The organism is Pseudomonas sp. HN8-3 (genome assembly GCF_020790195.1).
Taxonomy (GTDB): domain Bacteria; phylum Pseudomonadota; class Gammaproteobacteria; order Pseudomonadales; family Pseudomonadaceae; genus Aquipseudomonas; species Aquipseudomonas synxantha_A.
On the sequence record NZ_CP086206.1, the window covers coordinates 5,488,627 to 5,502,760 of the forward strand.

13 protein-coding genes are annotated in these 14,134 nt (G+C 61.1%); 8 read left to right on the top strand and 5 right to left on the bottom strand.

Translation table 11 applies throughout. The features are described from left to right. Positions 1 to 129: 129 nt before the first annotated feature. Complete coding sequence (locus LJX92_RS24515; RefSeq protein WP_032879104.1) at positions 130 to 576, bottom strand: response regulator; 447 nt, start codon at positions 574 to 576, stop codon at positions 130 to 132. 245 nt (positions 577 to 821) lie between these two features. Between LJX92_RS24515 and LJX92_RS24520 the strand changes: the two genes are divergently transcribed. The 8 genes from LJX92_RS24520 to LJX92_RS24555 all read left to right on the top strand — a co-directional run bounded on the left by LJX92_RS24520 (position 822) and on the right by LJX92_RS24555 (position 9,807). Further along, entirely contained in the window at positions 822 to 2,744 is a 1,923-nt protein-coding gene (locus tag LJX92_RS24520) for a putative nucleotidyltransferase substrate binding domain-containing protein (protein ID WP_323134845.1), read from the top strand. Continuing rightward, positions 2,741 to 3,448, top strand: a complete 708-nt coding sequence (locus tag LJX92_RS24525; protein ID WP_223019031.1) for a PolC-type DNA polymerase III — start codon at positions 2,741 to 2,743, stop codon at positions 3,446 to 3,448. Before LJX92_RS24520 ends, LJX92_RS24525 begins: the two co-directional genes overlap by 4 nt. A gap of 100 nt (positions 3,449 to 3,548) precedes the next feature. Further along, entirely contained in the window at positions 3,549 to 4,067 is a 519-nt protein-coding gene (locus LJX92_RS24530) for an RNA polymerase sigma factor (protein ID WP_228309052.1), read from the top strand. Further along, positions 4,064 to 5,032 (top strand): FecR domain-containing protein, encoded by a 969-nt coding sequence (locus tag LJX92_RS24535; RefSeq protein ID WP_103735250.1) that lies wholly within the window; start codon positions 4,064 to 4,066, stop codon positions 5,030 to 5,032. The genes LJX92_RS24530 and LJX92_RS24535 overlap by 4 nt, the downstream gene beginning before the upstream one ends. A gap of 207 nt (positions 5,033 to 5,239) precedes the next feature. Continuing rightward, a complete protein-coding gene (locus tag LJX92_RS24540) occupies positions 5,240 to 7,669 on the top strand; it encodes a TonB-dependent siderophore receptor (RefSeq protein WP_228309053.1) in 2,430 nt (809 codons plus the stop codon). A 63-nt stretch (positions 7,670 to 7,732) separates the two neighbouring features. After that, complete coding sequence (locus LJX92_RS24545) at positions 7,733 to 8,836, top strand: PepSY-associated TM helix domain-containing protein (RefSeq protein WP_228309054.1); 1,104 nt, start codon at positions 7,733 to 7,735, stop codon at positions 8,834 to 8,836. After that, positions 8,833 to 9,015 carry a DUF4175 domain-containing protein gene (locus LJX92_RS24550; RefSeq protein WP_228309055.1) on the top strand — a complete coding sequence of 61 codons (183 nt, stop codon included), beginning with the start codon at positions 8,833 to 8,835 and terminating at the stop codon, positions 9,013 to 9,015. The genes LJX92_RS24545 and LJX92_RS24550 overlap by 4 nt, the downstream gene beginning before the upstream one ends. A 162-nt stretch (positions 9,016 to 9,177) precedes the next feature. Continuing rightward, on the top strand, positions 9,178 to 9,807 hold the full coding sequence (locus LJX92_RS24555) for a glutathione S-transferase family protein (RefSeq protein ID WP_032879098.1): 630 nt from the start codon (positions 9,178 to 9,180) through the stop codon (positions 9,805 to 9,807). 186 nt (positions 9,808 to 9,993) lie between these two features. On the opposite strand, the gene creD is transcribed toward LJX92_RS24555, so the two are convergent. The 4 genes from creD to LJX92_RS24575 are packed head-to-tail and all read right to left on the bottom strand — an operon-like array spanning position 9,994 to position 14,012. Then, complete coding sequence (gene creD, locus LJX92_RS24560) at positions 9,994 to 11,343, bottom strand: cell envelope integrity protein CreD (RefSeq protein WP_032879097.1); 1,350 nt, start codon at positions 11,341 to 11,343, stop codon at positions 9,994 to 9,996. 52 nt (positions 11,344 to 11,395) lie between these two features. Beyond that, a complete protein-coding gene (gene creC / locus LJX92_RS24565; protein ID WP_103735254.1) occupies positions 11,396 to 12,835 on the bottom strand; it encodes a two-component system sensor histidine kinase CreC in 1,440 nt (479 codons plus the stop codon). Further along, positions 12,835 to 13,503 carry a two-component system response regulator CreB gene (gene creB / locus LJX92_RS24570; protein ID WP_078822503.1) on the bottom strand — a complete coding sequence of 223 codons (669 nt, stop codon included), beginning with the start codon at positions 13,501 to 13,503 and terminating at the stop codon, positions 12,835 to 12,837. The genes creC and creB overlap by 1 nt, the downstream gene beginning before the upstream one ends. An 8-nt stretch (positions 13,504 to 13,511) precedes the next feature. Beyond that, on the bottom strand, positions 13,512 to 14,012 hold the full coding sequence (locus LJX92_RS24575; protein WP_005792112.1) for an ATP-dependent zinc protease: 501 nt from the start codon (positions 14,010 to 14,012) through the stop codon (positions 13,512 to 13,514). Between the last annotated feature and the right edge of the window lie 122 nt (positions 14,013 to 14,134).

Consider the following 14,134-nt stretch of genomic DNA (forward strand, 5'->3'; position numbering starts at 1 on the left):
TTAGTTGGGTTGAGGATGACTGAACCGGCGCAATCGGGAGCAAGCCCCCTCCCACATTCTAAAAGTGTTCGCAGTTCAAAATGTGGGAGAGGGCTTGCTCCCGATGAGGCCATCACAGCATCACAAAAATCAGGAAGCCATCCCCAACTCCCGCTTCACCAACTTCGCCAACTTCACGCTATCTATCGGCTTGAGCAAGAAATCCACCACACTCAAGTGCATCGCATCGATCACATCCGGCGCTTCGGCGTCACCCGACATGATGATGATCGGCAGCGCCGCCCGGGTCGACTCACGCACCTGACGGATCAACTCCAGGCCGTTGCTGGGCTGCATGCGCAGGTCGGTGATCAGCAAACCGATAGAGCCGCTCGATTTCAACAAATCCCATGCCGCCTCACCACTGTCGGCGGTCAAGCAACGAATACCGTCCAGCCCCAGGATTTCCGCCAACAGTTCACGCGCATCCTTGTCGTCGTCCACGATCAATACGCGTTGGGGCGGTAAATCAGGCTCGAGCATCACGGCGCTCAGCGCCTCGCGCTCGGCATCACTCAAAATATCGTGGTCGGACATACGTTTCTCAGCAGTTCTAAATCAATCTCCCAGCACTCGTCAGACATCTGTGCAAGGTCGAACAATGTGCACTTCGTCGGAAAGTTTGCCTAGTGGGCGTTCTACGGGGTTTGGACGATAGTCATGTAAGGTTTTTCCCTAGTTTTGCAGCGTTTTCACCGACCTAGACTTACGTCCAATGGGCACCCGCGGTGCAGGAGTCGACCATGCAGCACGATAACGACAAAAAAACTACGGTCACTGTTATGAGTAAAGCTGATGCATTCGAACAGGCGGGTAAAACTGCTGTGTTGCAGAACATCCACGGCACCTTGCAATTGCTGCAACGCTTCCCGCCGTTCAACCAGATGGAACCGGCGCACCTGGCCTTTCTGGTGGAACAGTGCCAACTGCGCTTCTATGGCCAGGGCGAGAGCATCCTCAAACCGTCGGGCGGGCCGGTCGAGCATTTCTATATCGTCAAACAGGGCCGGGTGATTGGCGAGCGGCCAGACTCGCCAGATCCCACCTTCGAAATCACTACCGGCGAGTGCTTCCCCCTCGCCGCATTGCTGGGTGAACGTGCGACCCGCACCGAACATAAAGCCGCGCAAGACACCTTCTGCCTGCAACTGAACAAGCCGGCGTTTATCAAGCTGTTTGCCCTTTCCAGCCCGTTTCGTGATTTTGCCTTGCGTGGTGTCAGTAGCCTGCTCGACCAAGTCAACCAGCAAGTGCAGCAAAAAGCCGTGGAAACCCTCGGTACCCAATACTCCCTGAATACCCGCCTGGGCGAATTGGCCATGCGCCACCCGGTGACGTGCAGCCCGCACACGCCGTTGCGTGAAGCGGTCACGTTGATGCACGAGCAACAGGTCGGCAGCATTGTGATCGTGGACGAACACAAGGCGCCCCTGGGCATCTTTACCCTGCGTGACCTGCGCCAGGTGGTGGCCGACGGCACCAGCGATTTCAGCCAGGGCATTGACGGCCATATGACCCAGGCGCCGTTCTTCCTGAGCCCGGACCACAGTGCGTTCGACGCCGCTATCGCCATGACCGAACGACATATCGCCCATGTGTGCCTGGTCAAAGACCAGCGCCTGTGCGGCGTGGTGTCCGAGCGTGACTTGTTCTCTTTGCAACGCGTGGACCTGGTGCACCTGGCCCGCACTATCCGCAACGCGCCCCGGGTCGACAACCTGGTGGCAATCCGCGGTGAAATCGGCCAATTGGTGGAACGTATGCTTGCTCATGGCGCGTCTTCCACCCAGATCACCCACATCATTACACTGCTCAACGACCACACCGTCTGCCGGGTGATCGAGCTGACCCTGGCGGAAAAAGGCGACCCCGGCGTGCCATTCAGTTGGCTGTGTTTCGGCAGCGAAGGCCGCCGCGAGCAAACGCTGTACACCGACCAGGACAACGGCATTCTGTTCGAGGCCAAGGACGCCGTCGAAGCTGCCCAGATCCGTGAGCGGCTGCTTCCCCTGGCACAGCACATCAATCAAAGCCTGGCGCTGTGCGGCTTCAGCCTGTGCAAAGGCAATATCATGGCCGGCAACCCCGAGCTGTGCTTGTCCCGGGTGGAGTGGGCGCGGCGCTTCGGCGCGTTTATTCGCGAGGCGACGCCGGAGAACCTGCTTAGCTCGAGCATCTATTTTGATTTGCGTGCAGTGTGGGGCGACGAGCGTGGTTGCGAGCAACTGCGTCAGGGCATTCTCGATCAGGTCGCGGACAACCGTTTGTTCCAGCGCATGTTGGCCGAAAACGCATTACGCCAGCGCCCGCCGGTGGGACGCTTTCGCGAGTTCGTGCTGACCCGCAAGGGCGGCGAAAAGGCCACCCTGGATCTCAAGGTGCAGGGCTTGACCCCCTTTGTCGACGGCGCACGCCTGCTCGCCCTGGCCAATGGTATCCACGTCAACAACACACTGGAGCGCCTGCGTCAGTTGGTCGACAAGCAAGTGATCGAGCCCCTGGATGGCGCGGCCTACGAAGAGGCCTACCACTTCATTCAGCAAACCCGTATGCAGCAGCACCAATTGCAGACCCGCGAGAACCAGCCCTACTCCAACCGCGTCGACCCCGACAGCCTCAACCACCTCGACCGACGCATCCTGCGTGAATCCCTGCGCCAGGCCCAGCGCCTGCAAAGCAGCCTGACCTTGCGGTATCAACTGTGAGTTGGTTCGGCTGGTTTCATAAGCAAAAACCGGGGCTGAATGCCGCGCAACAACAGCGCCTGGAACAACTGCCCAAGCCTTGCGCATTGGGCGATGGTTCGTTGCGCAACCAACGCTGGGTCGTGGTGGATCTGGAAACCAGCGGCCTGAACCTGAACCGTGACCAGGTGCTGTCCATCGGCGCCGTGGTGATCGAGGACGGTGCGGTGGATTTTTCGCAACTGTTCGAACGCACCCTGCAACGCACCGACACCAAGCTCAGCCCCAGCGTATTGATTCATGGTCTCGGCCCCAGTGCGATTGCCGCCGGCAGCGACCCGGCCGAGGCACTGCTGGATTTCATGGCATTCGTGGGCGACAGCCCGTTGCTGGCCTTCCATGCACCGTTCGATCAACACATGCTGGGCCGGGCGCTCAAGGACAGCCTGGGTTATCGCCTGGCCCACCCGTTTCTCGACGTGGCCGACCTGGCACCGCTCTTGTGCCCCGACGCCACGCTGCGCGAGGCCGGACTGGACGACTGGGTCAATCATTTCCAGCTGCAGGTCGGCGAGCGTCATCACGCCAGCGCCGATGCACTGGTCACGGCGGAGTTGATGCTGATCCTGTTCAGCCGTGCACGGCAGCAGCAGATCGATACGCCCCACGCGTTGCAAGAGCGTTTGGCCCAGTGGAAACGGCGCCAACAAGCGCCATCGTTTTAATGTCACCTCCCGACAGACGCTAATTGCGCCCACCCCACGCCTCTGACACAATCGCGAATAATTCTCGTTAGTTTAAACCTACTATTTATTCGGTGATGCCTTGTCGTCGGTTCAGACCCCACACAGTGAGCTTGTTGGCGCGTTGTATCGCGACCATCGTGGCTGGCTGTTGGCCTGGCTACGCCGCAATGTAGCCTGCCCGAGCCGCGCCGAGGACCTGAGCCAGGACACCTTCATGCGCCTGCTGGGCCGCGACGGCTTGCGCGAGCCCCGCGAACCCAGGGCGTTCCTGGTGGCTATCGCCAAGGGCCTGCTGTTCGACTACTTCCGTCGAGCCGCTCTGGAACAGGCGTATCTCACCGAATTGATGCTGATCCCCGAAAGCGAACACCCTTCGCCGGAAGCACAGCAACTGATCCTTGAAGACCTCAAGGCCATCGACCGCCTGCTCGGCAAGCTGTCGAGCAAGGCCCGCGCCGCGTTCCTCTATAACCGCCTCGACGGCCTGGGCCACGCAGAAATCGCCCAGCGCCTCGGTGTGTCGGTGCCCCGTGTGCGCCAGTACCTGGCCAAAGGTATACGTCAGTGCTACATCGCGCTGTATGGCGAGCCCTCGTGACAACCATTAGCTCCAAACCGGTTTCGGCACGGGTGCTGGATGCCGCGATTGCCTGGCAACTGTCTCTGGACTCGGGCGACGGCAGCGCGGTGGAACAGCAAGAGTTCACCAAATGGCTGGCCAGCGATGAGGAACATGCCCGCGCCTGGCGCCAACTGGGCATGCTCGATCAGCGCTTCAGCGTGGCCGCCGGCCCGGCCCGGGCGGCGTTGCTGCAATCGCGCCACGGCATTCGCCAGCGCGTACGCAAGTTGGGCCGTGGCCTGGCGAGTATCGTACTGGTGTGTGGCCTGGGCTTGTTTGCCGGCGAGCGTTACGTGCCGATCCACTACTGGCTGGCCGACCAGCGCACCGCCACCGGCGAGCAACGCACACTGAAACTGGACGATGGCACTTCCATCAACCTCAATACCCATAGCGCCATAGATGTGCGCTTCGACGAACAGCGCCGATTGATTGTGTTGCAGGAGGGCGAAATCCTCGTCGAAACCGGCCACGACGATTCACGCCCGTTCTATGTGCAAACCCGCGACGGCAGCCTGCGAGCGCTGGGTACCCGGTTTATCGTCAAGCGCGAAGACGACGCTACGCGCTTGAGCGTGTTGCAGTCCGCCGTAGCCGCCCAGCCTGAAGCGCTGCATCAGGAGCACGTTTTCAAAGCAGGCCAGCAAGTGTTGATGCGCAGCGATGGCCTTGGCCCGCTGCTGGCCGTGACACCCGCCACCGACGCCTGGACCCGCGGCATGTTGGTGGTCGACAACGCCCGCCTGGGCGATGTGATCGAAGAACTGGGCCGCTACCGCACCGGGCACTTGGGCGTGGATGACAACGTGGCCGACCTGCGCATCACCGGCAGCTTCCCCCTGCACGACACCACGCTGGCGTTGAATGCGCTGTTGCCGACCTTGCCGGTGCAGATCAAGCAGCACACGCCGTGGTGGGTGACTGTAGCTGCCAAGCCTTAGTTCTGTGGTGACCGGGCAATCGCCATCGGGAGCAAGCCCCCTCCCACATTGGAAGGTACTCACACATCAAAATGTGGGAGGGGGCTTGCTCCCGATGAGGCCCTGAAACACACCGCCAAAAAAATAGTTTCACCCAGCCCTATCACTTTCCGATTCTCGCTCGGCACCTAAGCAATTGAGAAATATTTCCATTCAGGAGCCGCCCTTATGTCCCGCACGCTAGACACCTTGTCGCGTCCCAGTCTGTTAGCCCTGGCCATCGCCCTCAGCGCCCCGCTGGCGAGCACTTCGCTGATCGCTGCTGAACAAGCCTTGAGCGTGCGCGCCTATAACCTGCCGGCAGCCCCATTGGCCAGCACCCTGAACCAGATCGCCAGCCAGGCTGGCCTGGCGCTGACCCTCAACCCGACACTCGCCGCCGGCAAGACCTCGGCCCCGGTCAAGGGCCAGTTCGATGCACAGAGCGCGTTGCGCGAGGCCTTGCGCGGTACTGGCTTGCAGTTGGAACAAAGCAGTACGGGCACTTACACCCTGGTGCCGGTTCCGGAGGGCGTCGTCGCCTTGCCGACTACCAACATCACCGGCCAGGGTAGCTATGAAAGCGCTTGGGGGCCGGTGGAGGGGTATGTGGCAAAGCGCACCGCCGCCGGCACCAAAACCGATACCGCGCTGGTCGAGGCGCCACGCTCGATCTCGGTGGCCACCCGCGAGCAGATGCAAGACCGCAACGTGCAGAACCTCGACGATGCGGTCAAATACATGCCTGGCATCGTGTCCGCCAGCTACGGCAGCGACACCCGCTACGACTGGATGCGCGTACGCGGCTTCGAGCCGACGCAATTCCTCGATGGCCTGCCACTGCCACGCGGGGTGTATGCCAACCCGAAAGCCGAAACCTGGAACCTGGATCGCCTCGCTTTGCTGCGCGGTCCGGCCTCGTCTGTCTACGGCCAGACCCCACCGGGTGGCCTGTTGGACATGGTCAGCCGCCGCCCCAGCGCTGAATCGAGCCACGCCATCCAGGTGCAATACGGCAGTGACAACTACCGCCAGATCAATTTCGAAAGCACTGGCAAGATCGATAATGAAGGCCAGTTTCTCTACAGCGTTGGCGGCGTGGTGCGCGATGCTGGTACCCAGGTCGATCACATCGACAACAAACGCTACAACATCGCACCGAGCCTGACCTGGAATATCGACACCGATACCAAGCTGACCTTGCTGTCACAGTTCACCCGTGACGATACCGGGGCTACCAGCCAGTTCCTGCCGATAGTCGGCACCAAGATCAAGTCGCCGCTGGGTGACGTTTCGCATCATAAGAACCTGGGCGATCCGGACTACGAGTTCTACGACCGTACCTATTACGCACTCGGCTACGCATTCGAGCACCGTTTCAACGATACATGGCAGTTCAAACAGAACCTGCGTTACACCAAATCGGAACTGTCGTTCCAGCAATTGACCGTGGGGGCCTATGGCTGGGCGCCGGTCGACGCTGAGGGCAATATCGATCGATCGTCCACCAACGTGGACGAGAACATCGGACAATTGGCGGTCGATAACAACTTTCAGGCCGACTTCGCCACCGGTGACGTCACCCACACCCTTCTCCTCGGACTGGACCACCAGCGTACCGATACCTCGTACTTGTCGATTTACGGGCAGGCCGGAAGAGTCAACATCTTCAACCCGGTCAACACCACGCCGGTTGAACGCCCCGCACGCTCCGGCGCTTTCTACGACTACAACCAGAAAACCATCCAGACCGGTCTCTACGTGCAGGACCAAATGGCGCTGGACAACTGGCGCCTGACCCTGGGCGGCCGTGAAGACTGGGTGCACCAAGGTACAACTTACTTCAACAAAAACGACGCGACCAATACTGACCGCAGCAAGAATTTCAGCGGTAACGCGGCACTGAGCTATGTGTTCGACTCGGGCTTCGTACCGTACATTTCCTACGCCGAATCGTTCCAACCGGCGAGCAACGCCAGCGCTTCACCTACAGAGTCCTATAAACCCACCGAGGGCAAGCAGTGGGAATTGGGGATCAAGTACCAACCGCCGGGCTCGAACACGCTGCTCAGTGCAGCGGTGTATGACCTGACCCAGAAGAACGTTCTGGTCAGCAGCTTCCAGTCCGGTGGTGTATCTGTCACCGACCAGACCGGCGAGGTGAAAGTCAAAGGTCTGGAGCTGGAAGCCATCTCTGACGTCACCGAAAACCTCAAGGTAATTGCGGCGTATACCCTGGCTAAATCCGAAGTGCAAAAAGGCGATTTCAAAGGCAATCGCCTGCAATTGATGCCCAACCAACAAGCCTCCTTGTGGACCGACTACACCTGGCACACCGGCGCCCTCGACGGTTTCGGTATCGGCTTCGGCGCACGCTACACCGGCAATACCTATGGCGACCAAGCCAATACCTGGGCCGGCAAGGCCAATGCCTACACCGTGTTCGACGGCGCCGTGCACTACGACCTCGGTCGCCTCGACAACAGCCTTAAAGGCGCGTCGGTGAAAGTGAACGCGACCAACCTGTTCAACAAGGACTACATTTCCACCTGTGATGGCTCGTACTGCTACTTCGGCGACCAACGCAGCGTCGTCGCCAGCGCCACCTACCAGTGGTGATCAGCTTGAGTTAACAACCAGGCCGCCCCACAGGGCGGCTTGGGTGCATCTGAAGGCTCGAAAATGAAAAGCAAAACCATCCGCCGCTGGTCCTTCATCCACACCTGGACCAGCCTGATCTGCACCGTATTCCTGCTACTGCTCGCCCTCACCGGCTTGCCGTTGGTGTTCCACCACGAGATCGACCACCTGCTGGGTAGCGAGCCCGAGCTGGCACATATGCCGGCCGATACGCCGCAGCTCAACCTTGAGCAGCTTGTGGCCAAAGCCCAGGCCCATCGACCCGGCGAGGCCATGCAGTACCTGGCGTGGGACGAAGACGACAAGAACGGTGTGATCGCGATCATGGCCGCCACGGCCGGCACCGAACCGAATTCGTCGCACACCTTCATGCTTGACGCCCGCACTGGCGAAGCAGTGGAAACCCCGGCGGCCAATGGCGGGCTGACCCTGTTCCTGCTGCGTCTGCATGTGGACATGTTCGCCGGCCTGCCGGGCAAGTTACTGCTGGCGTTCATGGGCCTTCTGTTCGTGCTGGCGATTGTTTCGGGCACGGTGTTGTACCTGCCGTTCATGCGCCGCTTGAAGTTCGCCACCGTGCGTCAGGACAAGTCCACCCGCCTGCGCTGGCTCGACCTGCACAACCTGATCGGCGTGGTCACCCTGACGTGGGCGCTGGTGGTGGGCGTGACCGGCGTGATCAGCGCCTGCGCCGACCTGATCATCGCCGCCTGGCGCCAGGACAGCCTCAGCGCCATGATCGAACCCTACCAGAACGCCCCGCCGCTGACCCACCGCGCACCGGCCACCGAGCTGCTGAGCATTGCCGCCCAGGCAGCGCCGGGCATGGAGCCGGACTTTATCGCCTTCCCCGGCACACGCTTCTCCAGCGAGCATCACTATGCGGTGTTCATGAAAGGCAGCACGCACCTAACCTCCCATCTGCTCACGCCGGTGCTGATCGACGCCAGCACCCTGGCCGTCACCGCCATCGCCGAGCGCCCTTGGTACATGGACGCCATGGGCATGTCCCAACCGCTGCACTTCGGTGATTACGGCGGGATGCCGATGAAGATCTTGTGGGCAGTGCTGGATGTGCTGACCATCGTCGTGCTGGTCAGCGGCATTTACTTGTGGATCGTGCGGCGCAAGGCGGCCAAGGTATGAAGCCTCGGCAGTCGAATTTCTGGAAAGTGTTTGGCGTACCAATGGGGATTGGCCTGCTCAGTGCCGCCGGGTTGTTTGCGGCGTTGCTGGGGGATGGGGTGTGGGATTCCTTGAGTTGGGTGGGGTTGGGCGTACCTGCTGCCATTGGCGCTTGGGCGTTGGGCAAGCGGCGCGGCTGAGGGCGCTATCGGGGGCAAGCCCCCTCCCACATTTGATTTGTGAACGCCGTCCACTGTGGGAGGGGGCTTGCCCCCGATGAGGCCCTCAGGATCACAAAAATCCCCCTCGCCAGCCACTGCGCAAGCATCTACGCTAGCCCCAGTCCATTTCGAGGAATGCCCATGTCCGCCCCCAGCATGACCTTGTTCCACAACCCCGCTTCGCCGTTCGTACGCAAAGTCCGCGTGCTGCTGAGCGAGACCGGCCAGCAGGACCGCGTGGCCCTGCACGCTTGCCTGCCGACACCGGTCAACCCGGATGCCCAAGTACTGCAAGGCAACCCGGTGGGCAAGATCCCGGCCCTGCGCCTGGCCGACGGTTCAGTACTGCACGACAGCCGGGTGATCCTCGATTACTTCGACCACCAGCATGTCGGCAACCCGCTGATCCCTCGCGATGGCTCGGCGCGCTGGCGGCGCCTGACGTTGGCGTCGATGGCCGACGGCATCATGGATGCCGCCGTGCTGGTGCGTTACGAGACCGCCATGCGCCCGCTGGAAAAACACTGGGATCAATGGCTCGACGAACAGCGCAACAAGATTCGTCGCGCTCTCGCCGAGCTGGAGCAGGACGCCATCGCCGAACTGGCCAGCCATTTCGATATCGCTTCGATCAGCGTCGCCTGCGCCCTGGGCTACCTCGACTTTCGCCATCCGGATATGCAGTGGCGCTCGGACAACCCCAAGCTCGCCGCCTGGTACGCCGAGGTCAGCCAGCGGCCTTCGATGCAGCAGACCCAACCGCCCGCCTGACATGCATACCTACCCCCTGTGGGAGCGGGCTTGCCCGCGATTGCGGCGTGTCATTCAGTACATCTGCTTCTGAACCACCTCTATCGCGGGCAAGCCCGCTCCCACAGGGGACGGTGGTGGTATTGAGGAAGGTGGCGATCCTTAAGGCCAACTGCGCCCCCGCTTGCTGATCCTCCCGCAACCCAATCATTGCACTTGCTCCACCTTGCGCTTACCCACCCCATACCAATCCAGCTTGCGCGTCAGCACCATGACCGTGCCCAGCAGGCCAAACAGCAACAGCGAGCCCATCAACAGCGCGTAATCCTCGGCACTGAGCAACCCGAACAACAAGCCATACAACGCCGCCAACCCTGCCGAGAACCCCAGCCCATGGACGACGCTGCGCAGCACGTGGCACACGTAGAAACCGATCAACAGCACACAGGCACTGGCCGATATCAGGTACGCCAAGGCAAAGCCCACATGCTCGGACAGCGACAACAGCAACAGGTAGAAGAACGCCAGCGCCACACCCACCAGTGCATACTGAATCGGGTGCACCGCCAGGCTCTTGAGCACTTCGAACAGGAAGAAGCCAGCGAAGGTCAGGGCGATAAACAACAGCGCGTATTTGATCGCACGGTCGCTCTTGAGGTACTGGTCCACCGGGTCGATGAAGTTCACGCCAAAGCTGCGGTTGTTGAAGTCTTCGCAGCCCTGGCGGTCCAGGCAGCTTTGCAGCGCTTGTTCAAGGTTGGTGGAGAAGAATGAGGTCTGCCAACTGGCACTGAAGCCCTGGTCGTTGACTTCCCGTTGAGCCGGCAGGAAGTTGCCGATGAAACTCGGGTGCGGCCAGTTGGACGCCAGGGACACCTGGCTGGTCTTGCCCACCGGCACCACTTGCAGTTGTTCGGTGCCTTGCAGACGCAGGTCGAAGGCGAAATCCAGCACGGCAGGTTTCTTGCCGTCTTGCGTCGGCAACATCACATGCACGCCCTCGCCCAGCCAGTCCACCTGCGAGCCCGGCGAGAACTCCAGGCGCTGATCACCCAGCTCCAGCTTCAAAGCGTTTTCAATGCCGCGAATATCGCTGATGCCCACCGCCAGAAACGCAGGCTCAAAGCGGTAATCGGCAAAGTCTTCGGTGATTCCCAACTGCGCAGGCAATTCAAAACGCCCGCTGATACGGTTGTCGGCATGGAACAGCCGCGCCTGGTAGATACCCCGCGCACGCAGTTCGGTTTGCACCTTGCCGTCGAGCTCGAAATGCTCCGGCAGGAAATACAACCGGCCACGCTCTTCACGGGTCTCTTCGTAGCGTTTATTGAGCTTTTCATTGAGCTTCCATTCACGCACCGTCTTGCGAAACGGCACCACCATCACCGGCCCGGTGAGGCGCTGGGCGTAACTGGAGCTGCGGGCGATGTCCATCAATACGCCATCGCGCAGTTGCTGGCGGTCGGTGATGATGCCGTTGATCATCAGCAACGGAATCAGCAACAGCAGGATCAGCAGCGCAATCGCGCCAAGTTTGAAAAGCAGGCTGCGGTTCATGGGTCTCTCCCTGTTTGAATGGGGGAGAGTCTGCCCAGCCGGTATGGGGGATTTATGTGGGCAATGTGGAGACTGTGTGGAGATGCAGCACCGCTTGCACGCCGCCTGGCACATTGCCGATCTGCAGCGAGCCGCCGTGCAGCTTCATCACCTCCTCGACAAAGTTGAGCCCCAGGCCCGTGCTTTTACGCCCGCTGGCCGGGCGTGGCAGCGAGTAGAACCGCTCGCTCAGGCGCGGCAGTGCGTAATCGGGAATCGCCGCGGCCTGGTTGAACAGACTGACCTGCACATCGTTATGCCGCACCTGGGCGCTGAATCTCAGCGTGCCGCCGGGAGGGGTGAAATCCAGCGCATTGTCGAGCAGGTTGCCCAGGGCCTGACGCAGCAGGAAGGGTTCGCCAAATACCTTCACATCGGCGGCGATGACCTGCTCCACCTGCAAGCCGGCACCTTCGATTCGCGCACATTGGGCCTTGAGCACCTCATCGACCAACACCGCCAGCGGGATGTTCGATTGTTCCTCCAGCCCCTGACGTTGCTCAACCTGGGCCAGGTTCAACAGGCGTTCGATCAACTGTTGCAGGCGCGCGCTTTCGCTGTCGATATTGCCGACAAACCGCTGCTGCTGCTCACGGCTCATATCGCCCTGCAACAGCTCCGCCGCACCGCGAATCGCCGCCAACGGGCTTTTCAATTCATGGGTCAGCGTATGCACGTAGCGCTCTACGTAAGCCTTGCCTTCCAACTGCGTGCGCATGTGTTCCACGGCGGTGGACAACTGCTTGAGCTCGCCGCCGCGATAATGCGGCAACTCGGCGCGGCGGCCCTCGCTCACGGCTTCGGCATAGGCGGTAAGGCGTCGAAGGGCAACGGTCAGCCACCACGACAATAGCGCCCCCAGCAGCAGGCCCAGAATGACCAGGCCCGCGCCGTACCACAGCAGGCGACGCTCAGTACGATCCACGTAGGGTTGCAACGAGCTGTTGGGCTTGGCCACGGTGACCACGCCGATGATCTGGCCGTTATCGCGAATCGGCGCCCCAACGTGCATCACGGATGACGCGGGATCGTCCACGTCGCTGCGGGTGGAGCGCGCACCGTATTCGCCGCGCAGGGTCAGGTACACGTCGTTCCACTTCGAATAGTCCTGACCCACCGCTTCACCGCTGGAGTCAAGCAGGACCCGGCCCTTGGCGTCGGTCACATAAATACGATGGTTGACCTGGTTTTTCGGCAGGCCCCAGATCACCGCACCCGGCTGGCGATTGCCGTAAGCCTTGAGCAGCGCTGGCCAATGACTCTGGCCCAGGGTGCCGTTCTTCACATCTTCGCGCAGGATTTCAGCCAGCAGGTTGGCGGTATCCACCAATGTTTCTTCGGTGGACTGGCGCACGCCGGGGCGGATTTCTTTCATCACGGTGTTGAGTACGAAGTAGCCGGTCAGGCCGATAAACAGCGCATACACCAGGAAAATCCGCAGCCCCAGGCGCATCAGCTGTGGCTCGGGCTGTAGCTGTAGCCCAGGCCGCGATGGGTCTGGATCGGCTCGGCTTGCGCCGCCACGCTACGCAATTTGCTGCGCAGGCTTTTGATGTGGCTGTCGATATTGCGCTCGTAGCCGGCATCGGCGGGCACACCGACGGCGTCCAGCAGTTGCTCGCGGCTGAACACGCGCTCGGGTTGTTCCAACAGGCTTTGCAGCAGGCGGAACTCATGGCGCGTGAGGCTCAGGGGTTGCCCGCGATAGTGGATCTGCATGCGCTCCAGGTCCACCTGGAACAGCATCGGGGCCGCACCCGGGCCAACACGCTTGAGAATCGCCCGGACCCGCGCCGCTACTTCCCGAGGGCTGAAGGGCTTGACTACATAATCGTCGGCACCGATTTCCAGCCCCACCACCCGGTCGATCTCGGCATCCCGGGCACTGAGGAACATCACTGGCACTTCGCTGAACCGGCGCAGGTGCTTGCAGGTTTCAAAGCCAGTGATGTCCGGCAGGCCGATGTCGAGAATGATCAGGTCGGCCGGGCTCTGGCGCTGATGCTCCAGCGCCGCCTGGCCGAGGGTCAGCCAGGTAGTGGTGAAGCCCTCGCCTTGCAGGGCAAAGATCAGCGTGTCGGCTATCGCCGCTTCGTCTTCGACAATCAGGATGTGCGGCATGGGTTCAATCAGCAGTCCGGTTTGTCGGCAGTGTAGCGACGTGCCGGGTTCACCGCCGCGCCAAATTCACGCAGGGCCTTGGCGCCGATCAACAGCGGGTAGTTGAAGCTGCTGCGGTCGGTGAGGTTGACCTCGACGGTGCGCTTGACGTCGCCCAGGCACATCTCCAGATCGATCACCGGACGCTTGGCCACGCTGGCTTCGTCCTTGTCGTCATCTTCGTCGGCACGGCTCTTGATCTTGCTGATGCGCGACACCTTGTGCTCGTAGACCTTGTTGCCGGCGTCCTTGCCGCCGAGGCGGAAGCGCACCCAATCGTCGCCGTCGCGGGTGAAGGTCTCGATGTCCCGGGCCGACAGCGAGGCGGTCAGCGCGCCGGTATCCATCTTGGCCTTGAAGGTTTCGCCGATCTCCGGCAACTGGATGTATTCGTAGCGACCATAAAGGGTCGGTTCGGCAGCCATGACAGGCAGGGCCAGCAGAGCGAGGGAGGCAAATAACAGTTTCACGAAGTGAGTTCCTCGGAAAGAAGTAGGCGGATTCTAGACCGCAAACGCGGCACTTGGTTAGTGACTGCCACCCTACACGGCACATTGTGAAACATTCGTCCGCTGATTTGCGATTTGGCCTC

Bases quoted from the DNA above. Each gene is read 5' to 3' on its own strand.
- LJX92_RS24555 (WP_032879098.1), top strand. From the start codon at position 9,178: ATGTCCGCCCCCAGCATGACCTTGTTCCACAACCCCGCTTCGCCGTTC.
- LJX92_RS24520 (WP_323134845.1), top strand. From the start codon at position 822: ATGAGTAAAGCTGATGCATTCGAACAGGCGGGTAAAACTGCTGTGTTG.
- LJX92_RS24515 (WP_032879104.1), bottom strand. From the start codon at position 576: ATGTCCGACCACGATATTTTGAGTGATGCCGAGCGCGAGGCGCTGAGC.
- LJX92_RS24550 (WP_228309055.1), top strand. From the start codon at position 8,833: ATGAAGCCTCGGCAGTCGAATTTCTGGAAAGTGTTTGGCGTACCAATG.
- creC (WP_103735254.1), bottom strand. From the start codon at position 12,835: ATGCGCCTGGGGCTGCGGATTTTCCTGGTGTATGCGCTGTTTATCGGC.
- LJX92_RS24540 (WP_228309053.1), top strand. From the start codon at position 5,240: ATGTCCCGCACGCTAGACACCTTGTCGCGTCCCAGTCTGTTAGCCCTG.
- LJX92_RS24545 (WP_228309054.1), top strand. From the start codon at position 7,733: ATGAAAAGCAAAACCATCCGCCGCTGGTCCTTCATCCACACCTGGACC.
- creB (WP_078822503.1), bottom strand. From the start codon at position 13,503: ATGCCGCACATCCTGATTGTCGAAGACGAAGCGGCGATAGCCGACACG.
- creD (WP_032879097.1), bottom strand. From the start codon at position 11,343: ATGAACCGCAGCCTGCTTTTCAAACTTGGCGCGATTGCGCTGCTGATC.